This is a genomic window from Clostridium sulfidigenes, assembly GCF_000732635.1.
GTDB classification, from domain to species: domain Bacteria; phylum Bacillota; class Clostridia; order Clostridiales; family Clostridiaceae; genus Clostridium_J; species Clostridium_J sulfidigenes.
This window is the reverse complement of record NZ_JPMD01000096.1, coordinates 1-689: the sequence shown is the minus strand read 5'-3', so window position 1 is coordinate 689 and position 689 is coordinate 1. Positions and strand designations below refer to the sequence as shown.

Sequence of the window (689 nt, the reverse complement as noted above, 5' to 3'; positions counted from 1 at the left end):
TATTTGCGCCTACCCAAAGCTTATCGCAGCTTATCGCGTCCTTCTTCGGCTCCTAGTGCCAAGGCATTCACCATGCGCCCTTTGTAGCTTGACCTATTCATTTACTAATCTTAAGCGATTAAGATTAGATTTTCATTCTACAAAGAATTCAAATTAAAATTCTTGACGAAATTGTTTTATCTTTAAATTTAAAGGTTTAACAATATATCTTCACTGTGTAATTTTCAAAGAACATAAAAAAAACTTACAAACTCAATTGTAAGTTAATGGTGGGTCTAAATGGACTCGAACCATCGACCTCACGCTTATCAGGCGTGCGCTCTAACCAGCTGAGCTATAGACCCATAAGTGGTGGAGATAAAGAGATTCGAACTCTTGACCCCCTGCGTGCAAGGCAGGTGCTCTCCCAACTGAGCTATATCCCCATATTAAACTTACTACAAGTTTTTTAGAGATAGTCTCTCAAAATTAAACAGAGTTAAAGTACCAGTGTCCAGCTGTGCTGGATGGACTCATCTAAACTTTCTAAAATAAATTTTACAAAGTAAGATTCGTTCAATGTCATGAAGGATTAACTTCATGTCGACTCCCTAGAAAGGAGGTGATCCAGCCGCAGGTTCTCCTACGGCTACCTTGTTACGACTTCACCCCAATCACTAATCCCACCTTCGGCCGCTGGCTCCTTACGG

At 40.5% G+C, this 689-nt stretch carries 2 tRNA genes and 2 rRNA genes; all 4 read right to left on the bottom strand.

Annotated elements, in window-relative coordinates:
- A 23S ribosomal RNA gene (locus IO99_RS18175) occupies positions 1–94 on the bottom strand; the annotation flags it as partial.
- A 173-nt stretch (positions 95–267) separates the two neighbouring features.
- Positions 268–344 (bottom strand) — tRNA-Ile (locus IO99_RS18170).
- A 5-nt stretch (positions 345–349) separates the two neighbouring features.
- Positions 350–425, bottom strand: a tRNA-Ala gene (locus IO99_RS18165).
- Positions 426–594: 169 nt separating this feature from the next.
- Positions 595–689: ribosomal RNA gene (locus IO99_RS18160) — 16S ribosomal RNA — on the bottom strand; the annotation flags it as partial.